This window comes from Psychrobacter glacincola (genome assembly GCF_904846215.1).
In the GTDB taxonomy this organism is placed as follows: domain Bacteria; phylum Pseudomonadota; class Gammaproteobacteria; order Pseudomonadales; family Moraxellaceae; genus Psychrobacter; species Psychrobacter glacincola.
The window spans coordinates 16,356-35,595 of sequence record NZ_CAJGZK010000014.1 but is presented as its reverse complement, the minus strand read 5'-3'; the positions used below and the strand labels follow the sequence as shown (position 1 = coordinate 35,595).

The following is a 19,240-nucleotide window of genomic DNA, read 5'->3' as shown; positions in this document are numbered from 1 at the left end:
TAATAGAAAGCCTTGAATTAGGGAGTAGCAATAATAATAAAAATTGTAGCATAAAAAACGCCACTGATATCATTGGATAACAGTGGCGTTCGTGTAGCGCTGGTACTTAGCTAATCGAATGATCGATTAGTACATACGAGTGGTACGAATAGTTTCGCGTTGTAATTTCTTTTTATAACGCTTTACGGCAGCTGCTGCTTTGCGCTTGCGTACTTGCGTTGGTTTTTCATAAAATTCACGCTTACGTACATCTGACAATACGCCAGCTTTTTCACAAGCACGTTTAAAACGACGGATAGCGATATCAACTGGTTCGTTTTCTTTAACCTTAACTGCAGGCATGAAGACTCCTTGATTAGGATGAGATATAAAGGCATTAGTTTGGCTGTATGTTAGTATTTAGCCGTAATATCTCAAGATTACTGGCATCAGCTCAAACTAGGATAGTCTTGCGCAATAGCACAAGGGTGCTTATTTTAATAAAAAATATCAGTAAAGTCAAAGGCTTTAGCGTACCTATTTTACATAAAGGGCTCGCTTTAACGGCTTATAGTCAGTTTAATGACTGATTTAACCTGATATAAGTGTTATTATTTATGGACAGTCTTTTTAAATAGATAGTGTTTTTAAATAGATAGTCATTGAATGTTGGATAAAGCCATAGTTTGGTAATAACGGCTGATATGCAGTCTATGTTATGATAAGTGCAGTCTGTTATTAAATAAAATAATCAGGCGCGACAACGCTTTTATAGCAATTATATTGAGGGTTTTTGATGAAAACTGGAATAAAAAAATCAGTAGTAAGTATGGCATTATGGTCGACATTGGCGCTTACTATGGGTGTCAGTCTGAGTGCTTGTAGTAGTGAAAAAGAAGGCGAAGAGTCCGGTCACGTCGTCTTGGCTGTTGATCGTGTCGATGAGGCAGCAGTGCTTGCTCGCAAGAACGCACCTGAAGCAGAAAAGATCGATTTCCCAGAAACAGCACCAATGCCAGCAGTTGACACGGCAGCAGACGCTACGATGAGCACTGAGGAAGGTGCCGTTGCCGGAGAGGGAACAGAAGCCGATGCGACTGCAAGCGCTGATACTGCTACTGCCGCAATGCCAGCGACAGATGCGGCTGCAATGCCAGCGATGGATACGGCTGCTACTGACGCTGAACCAGCCACAAATTAATTGTGTTTAAAGGTAGCCATCAATAATAAGTGATGTCATTAACCATCTATAGACGAGGAAATAGCCATGACTGTGAAACGATCTGCAATGAAGAAAAAATTGGTTGTTAAGTTGGTATTGTCAGGATTGAGTCTTAGTGCGTTATTGACACTTAGCGCATGTAGCGGCGGTGACAATACGGCTGCTGACGAGCCTGCAGCGGTTAATGAGACTGAAGCTGTCGTTGTAGAGCCTGAAGCGCCTGCTGAAGCCGAGCCTATCGTTGAGGCAGAATCTACTGAAGAGCCAGTAGTAGAGGCTGCTGATGCGGGCGCTACACTGTATGAAAAACAGTGTAAGGTTTGTCATGAAAAAGGATTGTTAGCCGCGCCAGTATTTGGCGACAAAGAAGCGTGGGCACCGCGAATTGCCAAAGGTATCGATACGCTACACATGCACTCTGCCAAAGGCTTTAATAAAATGCCAGCGCAAGCCAGTACAGAGGTCAGTGAAGCGCAAGTTCATGCTGCTGTTGATTACATGGTTGCTGCGGCTAGCTAAATGTTATTGATTGAAATTTGTTGAACTGACCGCCATTGTAAGCTTACAGTGGCGGTCTTTTGTTTCAATGACACAGAGCGACCTTTTGAGCGTTAAGCTAACTAAGAAGTCATGTACCGTAAAAAATAAAGGCAGATAGATGAAAGTATTGGGTTTAGAAACCTCTTGTGATGAGACTGGTCTGGCGATTTTCGATAGCGAACAGATAAATAGCGAGAACAAAGGTCTGCTTGGGCAAGTGCTGTATTCACAAATAGAGCTGCATGCCCTTTATGGTGGTGTGGTGCCTGAGCTTGCCAGTCGTGATCATATTCGTAAGCTGGTGCCGCTGTTTGATGAGCTATTAGCGCAATGTAATATCAGCAAAAACGAGATTGATGCGATCGCCTATACCAAGGGTCCGGGGCTTATTGGCGCGCTGATGACGGGAGCCTTATTTGGTCGTAGCTTGGCTTATGGGTTAGATATTCCAGCGATTGGTGTTCATCATATGGAAGGGCATTTATTGGCACCACTGATGGGTCCCAATCCACCGGCGTTTCCGTTTGTATCGTTACTGGTTTCTGGTGGACATACGTTGTTGATTGCCGCACACGGTATTGGTCAATATGACATCCTCGGCGAGTCCATCGATGATGCGGCAGGTGAGTGCTTTGATAAAGCGGCAAAAATGCTCGGTCTGCCATACCCTGGTGGTCCAAATATCGCTAAATTAGCGGAAAATGGCAATCCGAATGCTTATAGTCTGCCTAGACCAATGTTACATCGCGGTTTGGACTTTTCTTTTAGCGGTATGAAAACAGCAGTACATAACCTCATCAAAGATACCGATGGCTCAGGCGGTTCAGGAAATAGTTCTGATAGCGACCCGCAAGTCCGTGCTGATATTGCCGCCAGTTTTCAGCATGCTGTGGTTGATACCTTGGTGAAAAAATGTGTCAAAGCGCTTAAGCAAGTCAATATGAGCCGCTTGGTAATAGCAGGCGGTGTCAGTGCCAATAGCCATCTACGTGACACTCTCGAACGTCAACTGGCTAAAATCAATGCGACTGTATATTATGCACCGCCTGCTTTATGTACTGATAATGGTGCAATGATTGCTTATGCCGGTTATGAGCGTTTGCAAGCAGGGCAGTCCGATGATTTGGCTGTCACCTGTGTACCGCGTTGGCCAATGACTGATCTGCCTGCAGTTTAAGCACTATTTTATGAGAGAGTATCTCTGTTAACCTCTACTTGATTAAGGATGATTTATGCAGTGGCTGGCTATTGGATTGGGGGCTGCCTTTGGCGCGTGCTTGCGAGGTTGGATGGCGCGTTTCAATCCGCTGCACCACTGGATACCTCTTGGGACACTTGGCGCCAATGTATTGGGTGGATTGTTGATAGGACTGGCACTGGTATGGTTTGAGCGGATCGGCAGTGGTCTGTCTGATAATGTCCGACTGTTTGTCATTACGGGTTTTTTGGGTGGTTTGACGACTTTTAGTACCTTTAGCGCTGAAGTATTTACCTTTATCCATCATGGGCGGCTACTGGCAGCTTTAGGGTTGGTGGGTTTGCATGTGGGATTGACGCTAGTAGCAACTGCGCTTGGGTTTTATTTCTTTAAGCTGATTTTGTAATAACCAAAATGCATTGATAAAAAAGAGCCGTATTAACTTTTAGTACGGCTCTTTTTTTTAGTAAAAATTACCTCTATACAGGTTTTACAATCCCTTCTAATAAGCTGGCAAACCCCTGCATATAAGCGGTATCTTGACTCAATGTACGCGTTGCAGCATAGAGTTGACAGTAGACACCATCCCCTAATGGGCGCGATACTACCCAGCCTTTTTTCTCATATTCGGCAACTACCCAGTCGGGGAGTGCTGCTACACCGCGTTCGCTCGCTACTAACTGTATGAGCATAGCCGTTAGTTCAGTAGTACGGATGCTTTTGAAGCTGACCTGCTCTGGCGCCATAAAATTGGCAATGATATCGAGACGTTTAGCTTCTACTGGGTAAGCAATCAAGGTTTGCTCAACCAAGTCCTCAGGACGCACAAAATGCTGCTCTGCCAAATCGTGAGTGGGCGACAGTACCAAACGACTCTCATACTCAAATAAGGGCTGATAGCTAATACCTTCTATCGGCAAATTGCTGGTGGTAATGAGTAGGTCGATATCCCCTTCTATCAATAAATGATGCGGTTCAGGCTCAAAACCCGTGGCAAAATCCAGCTCAACATCTGACCACTCGCGGCGATAATGATTGAGAATCGGCATCAACCAATCGAAGCAACTATGACATTCAGACGCCAAACGCAGTCTGCCTGCCTGACCGTGAGCGAGGCGCTTTAAGTTGGCTTTGGTGCGAGCAACTTGTGGCATGATGCTATCAGCAAGCGCCAATACCATTTTGCCAGCGGGCGTAAAGGTCAGCGGACGCGTGCGACGATTGACCAAACTGATGTCGTAATAATTCTCTAATTCTTTTAACTGATGCGAGACGGCAGAAGCAGTCACATGGAGCTCATCGGCAGCAGCGGCCAATGAGCCGTGCGCTCGTAGCGCAGTTAAGGTATTAAGATGACGAAGCTCTAACATAAAATAATCTAACCACCGAAGTTAAAAATAAAAAGTGTATAGCAGATATAAGATAAGAATCACACGAGTTCTATTGATATGCAATTCTTGTTAGAGCGATAGCGCTAAGACAATCTCAGGCGACATCATCAGCACAAATAGTAGCCCATTTAATAAACCTTTACCGCGAAAATTATAACAGTTTAAAGCCAGTGCCGTCAGTGTACCGATTATGATAGCAAGCTATTACAACAAGCCTTCGCTATAAGTCAGCGCAAGTTCGTTATTGGTTGAGCCCTATATAGTCGATTCATTTTAAAAACGATACAGTGCTATTGGCTATAAATTTTTTGCAGCCTCTGTCACGCATGCCAGCAGCAAGCAAGAAAAATTATAGCCAATAGCACGTTATCGCAATCGTATCGCTTTTATTTTGAACGGACTATAGTTATCTTGGAAGGGCGGTTAAAGATAAGTTTACGCTTTGTTAAATAGGCCAAGTATCGGGCCTTAAATTAAATAATTTTTACCATTTTTTTGACTTTATTCCTATACAATTGGTTTACGTATGATAAAGACAACGTGATTTGCAGATGTCAGGATTTAAGAGAGGTTTGCTTAAAGCGCCAAACGATAGCGAAGAATTAGACTCTATGACAGGATGGTCATAGAGCATTTACTATGTTAACCAGTTAAATGATCAAGGATTTATTATGCCTAACGACACACGCCCTAAAACAGGTCAGGAAGCACTGGAGCTTCTTAAGCAAGGCAATATACGCTATGTAGACAGCTTGACCAATACCGACCCCTGTATGCAAAAGCGTCCAGAATTAGTCAAGGATCAAGATCCTTTGGCGATTATTTTGGGTTGCTCGGATGCACGGGTGCCAGTCGAGATTGTATTTGATCAAGGACTGGGTGATTTGTTTGTCATACGAGTGGCAGGTAACGTGGTTGCCCCTTCACAAATTGGCTCGGTCGAATTTGCTGCCGAAAAGTTCGATACTAAACTGGTCGTGGTGCTAGGACATTCGCACTGCGGCGCTGTCACCGCTTGTGTTGAAGCATTAATCAATCCTGAACAAAACTATTCGCCCAATCTGCAATCTATCGTCGACCGTATCCGTCCAAGTGTCTATAACCTGCACGAACTTGCGACCGCCAATGGACAAGATGTGGATGCAGACGAACTGGTTGACCGCTCTATACGTGCCAACGTGCGTATGTCGGTCAGTCAGCTCAAGCATGGCTCGCGTGCCTTAGAGGACTTAACTAATAGTGGTCAGCTGTTAATCGTTGGTGCAGAGTACAACTTAGAAACAGGAAAAGTGCGGTTTCTAGATGCTTAGTTTTTAGATACTTAGTTTCTAGATATTTAATAGTATCCTGTAGAAACTGAGCATTATCAGTATGACGGTTTAATCTATAGTCAAAATACTCTAAAAACGCTACGGTGCTGCGGGTATAAATTTTTTGCAGCCTCTGTCTGCGTAGGCACAGCAAGCAAGAAAAATTGATACCCGTAGTACATAATGTGTCGATATTACTTTTCACTGACTATATTAGCGATTAAAAATATTTAAACATAGGAATAACCATGAGTAATAATGATACTTTTAATAATAACCATGCATTACAAGAACAACCTGAAAGCAGCGTAAAGACGGATGGTGTACAGCCTATCTCAGCGCAAACGACAGGTTATACTTTTAACCATACGATGCTACGCGTCAAAGATCCTGTGAAGTCTTTAAAGTTTTATACTGGCGTTTTAGGTATGACATTACTGGCAGTCAAAAAATTCCCAGCCATGGGTTTTGATTTGTACTTTTTAGCCAAGCTGACTGAGAGCGAGCGTGACAATCTGCCAGCTGGTGACGACTTAGAAATCTTCGCATTTCGTCAACGCGGTATTTTAGAATTAACGCATAACTATGGAACTGAGACAAAGGCTGACTTTAGCTATCACGACGGTAATGGCGAACCACAAGGCTTTGGTCATATTTGTTTTAGCGTACCGAGTTTAGAGGAAGCCGTTGCTTGGTTTGATAAAAACAACGTCGAATTTAAAAAGCGTCCAGAAGAGGGTAGTATGAAAAATATTGCCTTTATCAAAGACGTTGATGGCTATTGGATTGAAATCGTACAAGCAGATTTGATGCGCTAGATTTTAGACATTTGAAAAATATAAGTGCTAATGAAGCAAAAAATTTAATCATTTAAGGAGTGACCCCTACATGCCTAGCCCTGAGGCTGACACGACGACTGTGAATCCATCGACTATTAATTCTGCTAATTCTGCGCCAACGACTGATGTGCTGACTTATCAAAGTATCATTGATTCGGCGAATGGAATATTTATTGGTTTTGTTGAGCGTATCCCGTACTTTGTGGCGTCAATTGTCGTTATTCTGATTTTTTGGTTTCTATCGATTGTCTTCAAAAAAGTCGTCTACAAATTTCTAGGTAGTCGCAATCGACACCAGAATTTGGTCAAAGTCTTTCAGCGGGTGGGTGGGGCACTGATTATATTTATTGGCTTTATGATTGCCATGGTCGTTGCGGTGCCAGGTTTTACTCCTGCCAAGCTGATTGGTGCGCTCGGTATCGGTTCAGTCGCCATTGGTTTCGCCTTTAAAGATATTTTTCAAAACTTACTATCTGGTATTTTGCTGCTACTTTCAGAGCCGTTTCGTATTGGCGATCAGATTGTTTCAGGGGAGTATGAAGGGACGGTTGAAGACATCAAAATCCGTGCGACTACCATCAAGACTTATGATGGTCGGCAAGTGGTCATTCCAAACTCAGATCTGTATACCTCAGCCCTGACTGTCAATACTGCTTATAAACAGCGCCGCTTGCAGCTTGCAGTCGGTATCGGTTACGCCGATGATATCGCTGAAGCAAAATCTGAGATTATGCAGGCTTTAGATCGAGCTGATAGCGTATCTAAGCAAGCCTCACCTACTGTCATTGCCGTCAATTTGGGTGACTCCACCATTGATTTGGTCGTGCGCTGGTTCATTGATGATGGGACTCAAGCTAATAAAGTCAGCTCTATAGATCAAGTACTCATTGAGATAAAAACGGCTTTAGACAAGGCAGGTATTGATATGCCGTTCCCAGTACGTACTATCGACTTGAGTGATCCATCGGTCAAAGCCATTGTGAATAAACTCAATGAGCAAGAAAGTGTCACTCAATAAAAAGTTTCAATCAATAAAAAGCATCAATCAATAAGAGGTATAGTTAAAATATCTCAAAAACGCTACAGTACTGCTGGTATAAATTTTTTGCAGCCTCTGTCTGCGTAGGCACAGTAAGCAAGAAAAATTAATATCAGCAGTACTTGATGTATCGATATTACTTTTCCCTGACTATACAGTTTGAAATACTGGGTTAATCTGCTCTATTTAACAATTTATTAGTCCATTTGACAATCAATGGCAAGCTAATAACAAAAAACCCGCCTTATCATAGGGCGGGTTTTTTTGTGGTCTGTTTATAAAATCATAACCAATGGTTTGGTCGAATGTCTAACACGCCCTAGTCTTTTTTGACTTGGAAATCCGTGTGGCATGATTTACAGCTGTCACCAACAGCTTTAAAAGCTGGCATCGCATCGTCGATGCTGGTGGCTGTCTGTGCAGCAGCGTTTAGCTCAGCAGTGGCTTTTTGAAAACTCTCTGCCTCAGTTTTAAAGCCAGCAACATTTGACCAAACCGCTTCTTTGGCATTGCCAGCTGCGTCTTTATTATTAAAATGACTCCAAGGATTTTTAGACTCTTCTGCTAAAAATGCCGCCTGCTCTTTAAAAACGTCAGCATCAAAGGTATCCGGCTCTTTTGCCATGCCGCCCATGACCTTCATCGCATCACCGAAGTTTTTCATGATGTCCTGACGGGCTTTGACATCAGGGTCAACTGGCGTACTACAAGCCGTTAGCCCTAAAGTTGCTGCCATCAATGTGATACCAAAGATAGACTTCAATGATCTGTTGGGATGAATCTGTGCCATGTAAGTTACTCCTGTAAAATTGGCTAGTAGTAGGCGTGCCTATTTGTGAATGTTCAACAGCCCTAATATTATTATAAAAATTTACGTATAGTGAGTCCCAAATAAAAGATGTACAAATGTTATAAAGCACTGCTGGGATTAATTTTTCTTGCTTGCTGTAGCTAGCAGACAGAGGCTACGAATAATTAACCCCAGCAGTGCTGTACTCTTTTAAAAATGGATCAACTATATTGTTTTTTGGAAATGTATTTACTTTTAGATAATTTGTGATTGTAAGAATTATCTAAGTAGTCGTTAATATGGTTTTAGATCACAATTATATCTGAGGTGGCAATAATGATTATTTCTTATACAAATAAGGTCAGCTATCGCAGCTGACCTTATTTACGTTTTCTAAAAACAACTTAACAGATGCTTTAACCTTTATTATAGGTACACAAATTATAGAGTCAACCAATTACGGGGTTTTAAGTAAAAATCAGTCAATTCAAATTCAGCTGTGCCCTCAGTAGGCTCAAAGCGATAATGCCAGCTGGCAAGCGGCGGCATGCTGACTAGGATGGATTCGATACGTCCGTTACTTTGTAAACCAAATAGCGTTCCGCGGTCATAAACAAGATTGTATTCGACGTAGCGACCACGGCGATAGAGCTGAAATTCACGCTCTGCTTCGGTATAGGGCGCATTTTTACGAGCTTCAAAGATTGGCAAAATACCATCGAGATAGCCGTTGCCCACTGCTTGCATAAAGTTAAAGCAAGTTTCGAAATCCCAGCCTCGACTTTCCGTATTCACATCATCATAAAACAAGCCGCCAATACCGCGCTGCTCATCGCGGTGACGCAAATGAAAATACTCATCGCACCATTGCTTAAAGTCGGGATAGACGCTATCACCAAAAGGGGCGCAGAGATCATGACAAACCTGATGCCAATGGACGCAGTCAGCAAGCACCGGATAAAACGGCGTCAAATCAAACCCACCACCAAACCACCAAATAGGTTCTTTGCCTTCTGCTTCGGCAATAAATAAGCGCACATTGGCATGGCTGGTTGGGACGTTAGGGTTTTTTGGATGGACAACCAGTGACACACCCATTGCTTGCGCTTTACGACCGGCAATATCAGGGTGGCGGGCGGTTGCTGAAGCAGGTAGATTATGGACATGAATATGACTAAACATGACGCCAGCTTTTTCAATCACCTCACCATCTGCCAACACACATGAGCGACCACCGCCGCCTTCCGGTCGCTCCCAATCATCAGGAACAAAGGTAGCGGCCTTATGATCATCAGCGCAGCCATCGCGCTCTTGTGCTTCTAGTGCCTGACAGATACGCGCTTGTAAGTCGACTAGAAATTCACGCACGCGCATAATATCACCATGACTTGGTGTTGTTGCCTCGGTCGCTGACACATTGATATCGTTGTCTATATTTGGGATACTCATAAAATATCTGATTATTTGCTATTTGTTAAGGTGTAAGGCGGTATTAAAATCTGTATCTAATAGATGACCCATACGATCGCGCTTGGTTGCTAGATATTCAGCATTCATATCGTTGACCCCAACCACCAATGGCACACGCTCAACGACATCGATACCATGCTCGTTTAAGTAAGCAACTTTACTGGGATTGTTGGTGATAAGGCGCACCGCATCAACGCCAACATAAGCAAGCATCGGTCCGCACATATCATAAATGCGTGCATCAGCAGGTAGTCCTAACATAAGATTGGCATCTAAAGTGTCGTGACCTTGATCTTGTAAGGCGTAAGCACGGATTTTATTGGTTAGACCTATACCGCGCCCTTCTTGGCGTAGATATAAAATAGCCCCGCATCCGGTTTCTTGTATCGCCTGCATAGCAGTATTCAGCTGTGGACCGCAATCACATTTTAGGGAGCTAAAAGCGTCACCGGTCAAGCACTCAGAATGAATCCGTATCAAAGGAATAGGGCGTTCTGATAAAGCATTATCTTGTTGATTTGAGAGGCTGTGAGTCGAGGGTATGCTGCCTGCAATATCCGTTTGATCCACCACAGGCAGACCAACAGTCAGCATCACATGCTCTTGACCCTCATCATTTTCAAAGATATGAATATCAAACTCGCCGTGACGAGTAGGCAATTTGGCGCTAGTAATAAATTGATATGACATTAATGCCCTGCATAAGCTGATCATCGTGACGCTAACTGTCTGACATAGCTTTATTATAATAGCTAAGTTATTGTAGGGTAGCGGGTGTGCAGAGTAATAGTATGCTAATTATATTTATTATAAAGACCCACAAATTATAAAAACACACAAAGTTCACAGACGACGCACGATGATTGAAGCGACAATTAAAAATAAATGCTATTATGCCATACTATTTTAACGGATACAGTGACAAGTCTTTGCCCTTACATTACTATGTCGTCACTAACGTCCGATATTGATGCAAAATAATGAGGCATAATAGCCATGATTATGACCTTTGAGCCAGCTGTTAGAGCAGTCTTTACGGTTATTATTAAGCGTTATTGTCTCATATCAAATAGCGTATATTGGGTTACTTGCAGCGATAAAAGCTGTATCACTAATTGTATAGTCGATGCCATCCATTGCATTAGCAATGATAAAAATGATGGCGTCACTATTATTAACGCCACTTAGACTATCGCTATTGCTAGATATCGTCTAAGGTAGCATCTTGTCAGCAGATTGGTAGGTATCGTACGTTTTATGCAGCAGTCACCTCATTCCCCACAGTCTCAGTCATTATCTGCGTCAGCTGTTGATTCTGCTGTACCGCTATCAAACCTGCAACAAACGTATGCAGTAATTCCACGTGAGCGTCCATATACGCCATTGCTTGATAGAGTAGATAGCCCAGCTGATCTCAAGACTTTTAGCAGTGCTGAGCTGATTACTTTAGTCGATGAGCTAAGGCTGTTTGTATTGTATTCAGCGGGTCAAAGCGGCGGTCATTTCGGTGCCAATTTAGGCGTGATTGAATTGACCGTTGCGTTACATTATTTGCTAGATACCCCGCAAGATCAGATCGTTTGGGATGTGGGTCATCAAGCTTATGCGCACAAAGTACTGACGGGTCGCCGCGACCAGTTGGGCACTATCCGCTCTAAAACTGGCTTGACCGCTTTTCCAGAACGTGCCGAATCTGTCTATGATACCTTTGGCGTTGGTCATTCATCGACGTCCATCTCAGCAGGTCTGGGCATGAGCTTGGCGCTACGCTATCAAGGGCGTGCGCAAACGGTTGCTTGTATTATCGGCGATGGTGCGATGACAGGTGGTATGGCGTTTGAAGCGATGAATGATGCGGTGCAACAAGACGCTGATTTGATGGTGATTTTAAATGACAATGACATGTCGATTTCGTGCTCGATTGGTGGATTCTCGCGGCATTTAGCGATGCTTTGGGAGTCAGGATATCAGGTTGATATCTCTGATGCAGGCGAGCCGATATTATGTCAGCGCCCTGATATGCAAGCCTTTGATCGACGTAAACGTCATAAAGAGCAGCGTGATGTACCGCAATTAGAAGACAATCTATTCAAAGCGATTGGCTTTACCTATTTCGGTCCTTTTGATGGTCATAATATTCCTGAGCTGCTACGTGTTTTGTCGCTTGCCAAGCAGGTTAAAGGTCCGGTTTTAGTCCATATTTATACCACGAAAGGTAAAGGCTTTGCGCCTGCTGAATTAGATCCAGTAGGCTATCATGCTATTAGCAGCTTACCTTTGGAAGGCAGCCAGCTTTTGGAAAGTAGTAAGCTTAAAGCTGCAAAAGACAGTACAGTGGCCAATAAGCCTTCTTTAAAATACTCGCAAGTGTTTGGGCAATTTTTATGTGACAAAGCGGCACAGGACAATAAGCTGCTCGCCATTACCCCAGCGATGGAAGAAGGCTCAGGGATGATTGAGTTTGCTTATGAGTTTCCAGAGCGTTTCTTTGACGTGGCGATTGCTGAGCAACACGCAGTGACGTTGGCAGGCGGCATGGCAACGCAAGGCGTGAAGCCAATTGTGGCGATTTATTCGACGTTCTTACAGCGCGGGTATGATCAGCTGATACATGATATTGCTCTACAAAATCTTGATGTGATGTTTGCTATTGACCGTGCTGGTTTGGTTGGTGAAGATGGTGCCACGCATGCGGGCGTATTCGATTTTGCCTTTTTACGCTGCGTGCCCAATATGCTGATTGCAGCGCCAAAAGATGAAAACGAATGCTATCATTTGCTCAATACGTGTTATGAATACCAAGGTTGTACAGCAGTGCGCTACCCACGCGGTGTCGGCACTGGTGCAACTATTACGCAGCCAGCGCAAATTTATAACGTTGGTGAAGCGGTCGTAGAGTCGGTATTGGGTCAAGATGATGCGCCCAAAAAATTGGTATTATTGGCATTCGGTACCATGGTCGAAACCGCTCAGCAAGCCGCAGAAGTGATTGCAAAATCCCCTTTATTCGCATCAAGCTGTCAGCTGCAGGTGGTCAATGCGCGCTGGGTTAAGCCTTTAGATACTAATTTACTTGAAACTTTAGTCGAGCAAGGTATTACCCATATAGCGACTTTAGAAGAGCATATGATCATGGGCGGCGCAGGCAGCGCGGTCAATGAATACTTATTAAATGAATCGGCAGCCTTTAAACTCCATCGCCCAGCTATCTGTAATATAGGTATTCCTGATCGCTTCATCGCGCACGGCTCTCAAGCAGAACAGTTAACGGATTGCGGTTTGGATGTAGACGGTGTGGTTAAACAGCTTCAACAATTATTATCTTAACTGATGTGGTTCAAAATTTTAAAGACGATTAAAGAAATGTTTGCTAAATTATAAAAATAATAAATGAGCGTAATCTGTAAAAAATTGATAAAATAGCTGTGCAAAAAATAAAGCATGTATTTTTATGCCAAAACATCGCCTGCTTGCCGTAGGTGTGAACTATTTGACAACTTGGGCGGTGCGACTGATAGCAACCATATATGGTGGTTTGCTATGTGGCTTTATTTTTCATTGATTTTATAAGAAGTTTTTATGTTATGAGTACTTCTTGATTGATATATCTCTTTCAAGAATCAGAATCTATCGATTGGTGCTTATCAATTAATAGTTATCTAATAATATCCATTCATCAAACAAGCAGGTTATTCTATGGAACCCATGGTCGTCATCGCAGCGCGTGCTGCTGAAAAAGTCGGTAAAGAGATTTTGTACGCGCATCAAAACCGTCATAAAATCGAGCTGGATATCGAGTCAAAAGGACTAGATGGTCTGGTTACCCGTATTGATCGCTTCAGCGAAGAGCTGACGATTGAAACCTTAAAAGCCAGCTATCCAAATCACTCGTACTTGGGTGAAGAGTTTGGTATGCAAGAAGGTCGCGGCGAAGATGCTGACTGGTGCTGGATTATTGACCCATTAGATGGCACCAAAAACTTCGTCCATGGCGTACCGCAGTTTTGTGTTTCTATCGCTGTACAGCATAAAGGCGTCACTCAACATGGTGTCATCTATGATCCTGTCCGTGATGAGATGTTTTCTGCTAGCCGTGGTAAAGGTGCGCGTTTAAACCAACGCCGTATCAGCGTCAGTGAGCGTAAAACGATCGATGGTGGCTTATTTACGACCGGTCATCCTCTTGAGCGTAAACGCAATGGTGAAATCATCTCTTATGCCAAAGAGCATTATGAAAGCCTACAAAAAATCACTGAAGCGGGCGGTCAAATTCGCCGTTTAGGCTCAGCAGCCCTTGATTTATGTTATGTGGCAGCTGGTCGTTTTGATGGTTATTTTGAGATGTCAATCAAGCCTTGGGATATCGCAGCAGGCGAGCTTATTGTCACCGAGGCACGCGGCGTGGTCGTTGACCATACTGGCGCACACAATTCGATGACATCAGGTTCTATCTTTGCCTGTAATATAAAGCTGCTAAAACCTTTAATGCAAGTGGTTGTACCAGCATGGGGCGACGCGCTTTAATCGCACCCTTTTAGATAGCTAGGTATGACAAAAAGGCTGGTTCCGGTTACGGAGCCAGCTTTTTTGTTTTACTATTACTTTTGTAGCCACTTTTGTCTTCAACCGTGATGCCATTGAATTCAAGCTCTTTACTGACCTTTTCAAGCAGCTGCAACTCTTCTTCTATCAGCATCAGCATATCTTGGATATGATGTAAGGCTTTGCTACACGCGGTAAAACCAAATTCAATCTTATCCAAATAACTGGCAAGAGTAATATTCATTGCTTGCCCGTTAAAGACAATCGAGGCAGGGTACAAGGATTGTAGGCGCGCGCCATTCCAATATAATGGCTTTTCAGAGCCTGGAACATTTGAGATGATCAGGTTAAAGGCTTGTTTTTTAGGAAACAAACCTGTTGCCAGATTGATCCCTTCCCATGCATAAGACACCACACTGTAGTTAATGACTTGCGCTTGATTCATGCGTCTAAAACGACGTTTGCCATTACTCATACTGCGATGAATCAGCTTGATTCTACTCAGCGGGTCATCCAGATGGGTGCCCAAATTGGCAAGGACAAATGACAGCTGATTGCCCGCGACGCTATCGTCAGTTCGTAAAGACATGGGCACAAATGCAATCAGCGGTTTGCTCGGTAGCGCATCCATCGAAATCAAATAACGCCGTATGGCGCCTGCACAAACCGCAAGCACCACATCGTTTTTGCTAATATTGATGCGTTCAGCAATATCATTGAAGCGCTTGATATCATAAGATTGTGCTGCTACACGTCTCGATGCTGAAATGCGTCTGTTTAAAATACTCCTCGGCGCATCAAAGGTGCTGACATAGCTGTCGTCATTGTAATTTTTAAGATTATCTAGGAATTCTGTAAATACAGGCTTAATGGTAGATACTTGCTCTTTAAGAATGCCTAAAGCGGAGCGCTCTTTGGGCAAAATAGCATCGATCTGATTGCGATGGCGTGCCATTAATGACCAAATGGGCAAAGTAACCGGCTCATTGGGCGATTGTGACAAGGATTTTTTGACCAGACGCATGGCAGCGATGCCATCAACCAGCGAGTGATGAATTTTAAAATACAGCGCAAAGCGTTCTGGGCTACCTTCAGTTTCTGACTGAATGCCTTCAATCACATGGCATTCCCATAGCGGCATAGCACGGTCTAACAGGCGCCCATGCTCTCTTGAAACATACATCAAAAGTTCGCGCACACGGGCAGGCTTTGGTAGTGCGACATGATGCAAATGGTGCTCGACATCAAAATTTTTGTCTTTTTTCCAAAATACCATATGCTCAAGCACTTGGTTAAACGGAAACGTTGGCGGTACATCAGAGTCTTGCATCTGTTTTACCAGCTGGTGAACAAAGCTGATATCAGCGTCTTCTGGTAATTCAAATAAAAATAGACCTCCAACATGCATGGGCTGTTTGCGCGACTCAAGAAGTAAAAACACCTGGTCGACTGCTGTGAGAAGTCGCATAATAAATCCTTTTATAATGAAAAATACAATCAACTAATAGGTAATGCTACTGAAAAAAGTATCCCGTCTGTGGCGAGCTGGCAGTTGCCATTTTGCGCATCGGCATACGGCCCGCCAAGAAAGCCTGACGTCCTGCCCAGACTGCATGCTTCATGGCTTGAGCCATCATCACAGGGTTTTGGGCATTGGCAATCGCTGAATTCATCAGTACGCCATCACAGCCAAGTTCCATGGCAATCGCGGCATCAGAAGCGGTACCAACACCGGCATCAACCAATACGGGCACCTTGGCATTTTCAATAATCAAGCTTAGCGTATGGCGATTGAGCAGACCAAGACCAGAGCCAATCAGGCTACCAAGTGGCATAATTGCCACACAGCCCATGCTTTCAAGCTCTTGTGCGACGATAGGGTCGTCTGATGTATAGACCATGACCTCAAAACCGTCATCAATCAACACCCTTGCCGCTTTGAGCGTTTCTATCACATTAGGGTATAAGGTTTTTTCGTCCCCTAATACTTCAAGCTTAACCAGATTATGCCCACCTAATAGCTCACGAGCAAGCTTGCAAGTGCGAATCGCCGTTTCTGCATCAAAACAGCCCGCTGTATTGGGCAAAATAGTATATTTATCCGGTGAAATCACATCAAGCAAATTGGGCTCATCTCTATTTTGACCAATATTGGTACGACGAATAGCGACCGTCACTATCTCTGCTGCTGACGCCCCGATTGCAGCGCCCGTTTCGGCCATATCTTTATACTTACCCGTACCGACCAATAATCGAGAAGAAAAGGTACGACTGCCTACCGTAAAAGTATCTTGCAAAAGGGCTGTCGGTTGAGTAGCAGTGCTAGTGTTCTCTGACATAACTGAAAATCCTAATGGCGAGTAAAACAAAATGCTATTATAACAAAATCATGCAATCTTACTTGCAGTCTTTTTCGGTTTAGCCAGTTAAGCATAATACATTTGCCGTGCTTTGATACAAGTTTCTTTCTGAGTTTTTTATCTATTAGGTCGTTTTTATGATGCAACTGCCGTACAGTTTTGCGAAACGCCATCAGATTTTGGTCATTCTAGCCATTGATCCTGAGCTGCCACCGACATTACTATTGACCAAGGTCACGCCGCTTTCAGCAATCAATGAAGCCGTGCGATTCTTACAGCAGCAAGGCATACGCGGTGTGCCGATATATGAAAGCGTCAGCTCGGATGATTTTGAAAAACGCATGAACGCCGCTTATGCGGGCAACACTGGCGAGTCGCAGCATATCGCCGCTGGACTTGAAGACCATCCTGATCTTGATAGTCTGGCAGACAGTGTGCCTGAAACTGAAGATTTGATGGACCAACAAGACGATGCGCCCATTATTCGCCTGATTAATGCGTTATTGTCTGAAGCCATCCGTTTAAATGCCTCAGATATTCATATTGAAACTTTTGAGAAGCGGCTAGTCGTACGCTTTCGCGTCGATGGTGAGCTAAAAGAAATCATCACACCAAAACGCCAATTAGCCCCATTACTGGTATCGCGTATCAAGGTAATGGCTAAGCTTGATATCGCCGAAAAGCGCGTGCCGCAAGATGGGCGTATCAGCTTGCGCTTAGCGGGGCGCGAGGTTGACGTGCGGGTATCGACATTGCCGTCGAGCTTTGGTGAGCGCGTGGTCATGCGACTGTTAGATAAGCAAGCCGGTCGCCTGAATATGACCTATTTGGGTCTATCTGATAATGATTATAGCGAGCTAAAACGTCTAATTCATCGTCCGCATGGCATTATTCTAGTGACAGGACCGACGGGCTCGGGTAAAACCACTACGCTGTATTCAGCATTGACTGATTTGAACGACCAAACCCGTAATATCTTAACCGCCGAAGATCCGATTGAGTTTCAGCTTGATGGTATTGGGCAAACGCAAGTGAATAACAAAGTCGATATGACCTTTGCCAAGAGCTTACGCGCGATGTTGCGTCAAGATCCAGACGTGGTGATGGTTGGTGAAATTCGCGATTTAGAGACAGCAGAAATCGCTGTGCAAGCGTCATTGACCGGGCATTTGGTCTTATCAACTCTGCATACCAATACCGCCATTGGAGCGGTCACGCGCTTGCAAGATATGGGCGTTGAGCCGTTTTTATTGTCCTCATCATTGATAGGGGTGGTTGCGCAGCGTTTGGTACGTACCTTATGCACCCATTGCCATGATTGGCAGCTGGCTGACCCTGAACAAGCCAAATTGTTTACTGAAATTGGTATTCAATCAGTGTCCGAGCATATTGCAACTAACAATACTGATGATAATCCGGTAGATAAAGCCATCAAGCTACCTAGAGCAGTCGGCTGTGATAAGTGTAACCAATCAGGCTTTAAAGGGCGGACGGCGATATATGAAGTGGTGCCCGTTGATGATGCCTTGCGACGCATGATTCATAGCAATACCGCCGAGTATGAGCTAGAAGAGTACGCCCGACAAAAGACACCCTCGATTCGTGCTGATGGTTTGCGTAAGGTAATAGCGGGGCGTACGACATTAGAAGAGGTGCTACGCGTGACCAAAGAAAGCGCCCTACTTGAGGACGCTTTGATTGTTTAAAGTAATTTTTTTACGTATTCTTCACCCATTACTTGCTTGCAACAGTCTTATCAGCTGCTACCGAAATTTCGCTGGTTTTGCCTAGACGACGCGCTTCTAACTCAGCTTTGGGTATCCAAGCCCACGTCATCTCGACCACGATTGGGTCGCGATCACTATCTGACTCACGGTCATGAATGACACATGGAATGACCATCTCACCTTTTGGGGTATTTAAAATATCTAAACGCTGCTCATCAGATAAGCTTGCGATGGCGGCCATCTGTCCTTTTTTAATCGGACGATAAAAATTCACCGAATAAGACTTAATCAATAGGACACGATCAGCAGGTAAATTTAAGCCTAAGATAAATCCCGTTGCCGTTTCAGCCAGTAAGGTAATGGCAACTGCATGGACGGATCCAATATGATTCTGCACGGCTTTGCTGTTATTTAAACTGACCACCACTTGGTTTGGATCGACTGTCTCATAATAGATGCCCGTCGTGCCGACATAAGGCACCACTTTACCAAATGCCTTTGATAAAACGCTTGAGCGCGCACCAGCAGGCAAGTATTTGGTGATAGATAACAGTTTGGTGAATTGATTGCTGATTGGCTTTAGCGTGCTGTTTGGTTTTTCGACAGTAGGTTTTGTGTTCTCAGGGACTTTGGCTGGCAGTTTATTGGTCAATTTGATCGGGAGTTTTTTTAGTAATCCTGACATACAACATTCCTCATTCAAGTGGGATTTACAATGCTAATGATACTAGGGTGAAAATGCTCATGTCATAAATGAGTCACCGAATAGGCTTTATCCTAGCAGCTATTTTAGTTATGGTACATCAACTGCTCAGTCGCTACTATTATTACCC

18 protein-coding genes are annotated in these 19,240 nt (G+C 43.9%); 10 read left to right on the top strand and 8 right to left on the bottom strand.

All coding sequences use genetic code 11. The features are described from left to right. Nucleotides 1–126: 126 nt before the first annotated feature. Nucleotides 127–342 carry a 30S ribosomal protein S21 gene (gene rpsU, locus JMW90_RS09105; protein ID WP_079690742.1) on the bottom strand — a complete coding sequence of 72 codons (216 nt, stop codon included), beginning with the start codon at nucleotides 340–342 and terminating at the stop codon, nucleotides 127–129. Between the two features lie 433 nt (nucleotides 343–775). On the opposite strand from rpsU, the gene JMW90_RS09100 reads away from it, so the two are divergent. From JMW90_RS09100 to JMW90_RS09085, 4 genes are all read left to right on the top strand, one after another. Continuing rightward, a complete protein-coding gene (locus tag JMW90_RS09100) occupies nucleotides 776–1,180 on the top strand; it encodes a hypothetical protein (RefSeq protein WP_201563406.1) in 405 nt (134 codons plus the stop codon). 66 nt (nucleotides 1,181–1,246) lie between these two features. Next, nucleotides 1,247–1,720, top strand: a complete 474-nt coding sequence (locus tag JMW90_RS09095) for a c-type cytochrome (RefSeq protein ID WP_201563404.1) — start codon at nucleotides 1,247–1,249, stop codon at nucleotides 1,718–1,720. 139 nt (nucleotides 1,721–1,859) lie between these two features. Further along, nucleotides 1,860–2,918 carry a tRNA (adenosine(37)-N6)-threonylcarbamoyltransferase complex transferase subunit TsaD gene (gene tsaD / locus JMW90_RS09090; RefSeq protein WP_201563402.1) on the top strand — a complete coding sequence of 353 codons (1,059 nt, stop codon included), beginning with the start codon at nucleotides 1,860–1,862 and terminating at the stop codon, nucleotides 2,916–2,918. A gap of 55 nt (nucleotides 2,919–2,973) precedes the next feature. Next, nucleotides 2,974–3,345, top strand: a complete 372-nt coding sequence (locus JMW90_RS09085) for a CrcB family protein (protein ID WP_201563400.1) — start codon at nucleotides 2,974–2,976, stop codon at nucleotides 3,343–3,345. Between the two features lie 73 nt (nucleotides 3,346–3,418). On the opposite strand, the gene JMW90_RS09080 is transcribed toward JMW90_RS09085, so the two are convergent. Then, the gene (locus JMW90_RS09080) at nucleotides 3,419–4,309 is read right to left on the bottom strand and encodes a LysR family transcriptional regulator (protein WP_201563398.1); all 891 of its coding nucleotides are present in this window, start codon (nucleotides 4,307–4,309) and stop codon (nucleotides 3,419–3,421) included. Nucleotides 4,310–5,001: 692 nt separating this feature from the next. On the opposite strand from JMW90_RS09080, the gene JMW90_RS09075 reads away from it, so the two are divergent. The 3 genes from JMW90_RS09075 (at nucleotide 5,002) to JMW90_RS09065 (ending at nucleotide 7,497) form a co-directional block, all read left to right on the top strand. Then, nucleotides 5,002–5,640: a carbonic anhydrase gene (locus JMW90_RS09075; RefSeq protein ID WP_201563396.1), complete on the top strand. Its 639-nt coding sequence runs from the start codon at nucleotides 5,002–5,004 to the stop codon at nucleotides 5,638–5,640. A 248-nt stretch (nucleotides 5,641–5,888) separates the two neighbouring features. After that, entirely contained in the window at nucleotides 5,889–6,458 is a 570-nt protein-coding gene (gloA, locus tag JMW90_RS09070) for a lactoylglutathione lyase (protein ID WP_201563394.1), read from the top strand. A gap of 70 nt (nucleotides 6,459–6,528) precedes the next feature. Continuing rightward, entirely contained in the window at nucleotides 6,529–7,497 is a 969-nt protein-coding gene (locus JMW90_RS09065; RefSeq protein ID WP_201563392.1) for a mechanosensitive ion channel family protein, read from the top strand. Nucleotides 7,498–7,837: 340 nt separating this feature from the next. Here JMW90_RS09065 and JMW90_RS09060 read toward each other — a convergent pair whose 3' ends face one another. The 3 genes from JMW90_RS09060 to ribA form a co-directional block, all read right to left on the bottom strand. After that, on the bottom strand, nucleotides 7,838–8,308 hold the full coding sequence (locus tag JMW90_RS09060) for a c-type cytochrome (protein ID WP_201563390.1): 471 nt from the start codon (nucleotides 8,306–8,308) through the stop codon (nucleotides 7,838–7,840). 441 nt (nucleotides 8,309–8,749) lie between these two features. Next, on the bottom strand, nucleotides 8,750–9,757 hold the full coding sequence (hemF, locus tag JMW90_RS09055; protein WP_201563388.1) for an oxygen-dependent coproporphyrinogen oxidase: 1,008 nt from the start codon (nucleotides 9,755–9,757) through the stop codon (nucleotides 8,750–8,752). A gap of 18 nt (nucleotides 9,758–9,775) precedes the next feature. Further along, nucleotides 9,776–10,468 (bottom strand): GTP cyclohydrolase II, encoded by a 693-nt coding sequence (gene ribA, locus JMW90_RS09050; RefSeq protein WP_201563386.1) that lies wholly within the window; start codon nucleotides 10,466–10,468, stop codon nucleotides 9,776–9,778. A gap of 567 nt (nucleotides 10,469–11,035) precedes the next feature. Here ribA and dxs point away from each other — a divergent pair. After that, a complete protein-coding gene (gene dxs / locus JMW90_RS09045; RefSeq protein WP_227691920.1) occupies nucleotides 11,036–13,105 on the top strand; it encodes a 1-deoxy-D-xylulose-5-phosphate synthase in 2,070 nt (689 codons plus the stop codon). A 369-nt stretch (nucleotides 13,106–13,474) separates the two neighbouring features. Beyond that, on the top strand, nucleotides 13,475–14,302 hold the full coding sequence (locus JMW90_RS09040) for an inositol monophosphatase family protein (protein WP_201563384.1): 828 nt from the start codon (nucleotides 13,475–13,477) through the stop codon (nucleotides 14,300–14,302). Between the two features lie 46 nt (nucleotides 14,303–14,348). Here the strand turns inward: JMW90_RS09040 and JMW90_RS09035 are convergent, their stop codons facing one another. Together JMW90_RS09035 and JMW90_RS09030 are read right to left on the bottom strand one after the other, a co-directional pair. Beyond that, nucleotides 14,349–15,788: a WS/DGAT/MGAT family O-acyltransferase gene (locus tag JMW90_RS09035; RefSeq protein ID WP_201563382.1), complete on the bottom strand. Its 1,440-nt coding sequence runs from the start codon at nucleotides 15,786–15,788 to the stop codon at nucleotides 14,349–14,351. A gap of 46 nt (nucleotides 15,789–15,834) precedes the next feature. Then, complete coding sequence (locus JMW90_RS09030; protein ID WP_465269374.1) at nucleotides 15,835–16,617, bottom strand: thiazole synthase; 783 nt, start codon at nucleotides 16,615–16,617, stop codon at nucleotides 15,835–15,837. A 200-nt stretch (nucleotides 16,618–16,817) separates the two neighbouring features. Between JMW90_RS09030 and gspE the strand changes: the two genes are divergently transcribed. Beyond that, nucleotides 16,818–18,386 (top strand): type II secretion system ATPase GspE, encoded by a 1,569-nt coding sequence (gspE, locus tag JMW90_RS09025; protein ID WP_201563378.1) that lies wholly within the window; start codon nucleotides 16,818–16,820, stop codon nucleotides 18,384–18,386. A 28-nt stretch (nucleotides 18,387–18,414) separates the two neighbouring features. Here gspE and JMW90_RS09020 read toward each other — a convergent pair whose 3' ends face one another. After that, on the bottom strand, nucleotides 18,415–19,092 hold the full coding sequence (locus JMW90_RS09020) for a DUF4442 domain-containing protein (protein ID WP_201563376.1): 678 nt from the start codon (nucleotides 19,090–19,092) through the stop codon (nucleotides 18,415–18,417). Between the last annotated feature and the right edge of the window lie 148 nt (nucleotides 19,093–19,240).

Coding starts and splice junctions, on each gene's coding strand:
- rpsU (WP_079690742.1), bottom strand. CDS start 342: ATGCCTGCAGTTAAGGTTAAAGAAAACGAACCAGTTGATATCGCTATC.
- JMW90_RS09100 (WP_201563406.1), top strand. CDS start 776: ATGAAAACTGGAATAAAAAAATCAGTAGTAAGTATGGCATTATGGTCG.
- JMW90_RS09095 (WP_201563404.1), top strand. CDS start 1,247: ATGACTGTGAAACGATCTGCAATGAAGAAAAAATTGGTTGTTAAGTTG.
- tsaD (WP_201563402.1), top strand. CDS start 1,860: ATGAAAGTATTGGGTTTAGAAACCTCTTGTGATGAGACTGGTCTGGCG.
- JMW90_RS09085 (WP_201563400.1), top strand. CDS start 2,974: ATGCAGTGGCTGGCTATTGGATTGGGGGCTGCCTTTGGCGCGTGCTTG.
- JMW90_RS09080 (WP_201563398.1), bottom strand. CDS start 4,309: ATGTTAGAGCTTCGTCATCTTAATACCTTAACTGCGCTACGAGCGCAC.
- JMW90_RS09075 (WP_201563396.1), top strand. CDS start 5,002: ATGCCTAACGACACACGCCCTAAAACAGGTCAGGAAGCACTGGAGCTT.
- gloA (WP_201563394.1), top strand. CDS start 5,889: ATGAGTAATAATGATACTTTTAATAATAACCATGCATTACAAGAACAA.
- JMW90_RS09065 (WP_201563392.1), top strand. CDS start 6,529: ATGCCTAGCCCTGAGGCTGACACGACGACTGTGAATCCATCGACTATT.
- JMW90_RS09060 (WP_201563390.1), bottom strand. CDS start 8,308: ATGGCACAGATTCATCCCAACAGATCATTGAAGTCTATCTTTGGTATC.
- hemF (WP_201563388.1), bottom strand. CDS start 9,757: ATGAGTATCCCAAATATAGACAACGATATCAATGTGTCAGCGACCGAG.
- ribA (WP_201563386.1), bottom strand. CDS start 10,468: ATGTCATATCAATTTATTACTAGCGCCAAATTGCCTACTCGTCACGGC.
- dxs (WP_227691920.1), top strand. CDS start 11,036: ATGCAGCAGTCACCTCATTCCCCACAGTCTCAGTCATTATCTGCGTCA.
- JMW90_RS09040 (WP_201563384.1), top strand. CDS start 13,475: ATGGAACCCATGGTCGTCATCGCAGCGCGTGCTGCTGAAAAAGTCGGT.
- JMW90_RS09035 (WP_201563382.1), bottom strand. CDS start 15,788: ATGCGACTTCTCACAGCAGTCGACCAGGTGTTTTTACTTCTTGAGTCG.
- gspE (WP_201563378.1), top strand. CDS start 16,818: ATGATGCAACTGCCGTACAGTTTTGCGAAACGCCATCAGATTTTGGTC.
- JMW90_RS09020 (WP_201563376.1), bottom strand. CDS start 19,092: ATGTCAGGATTACTAAAAAAACTCCCGATCAAATTGACCAATAAACTG.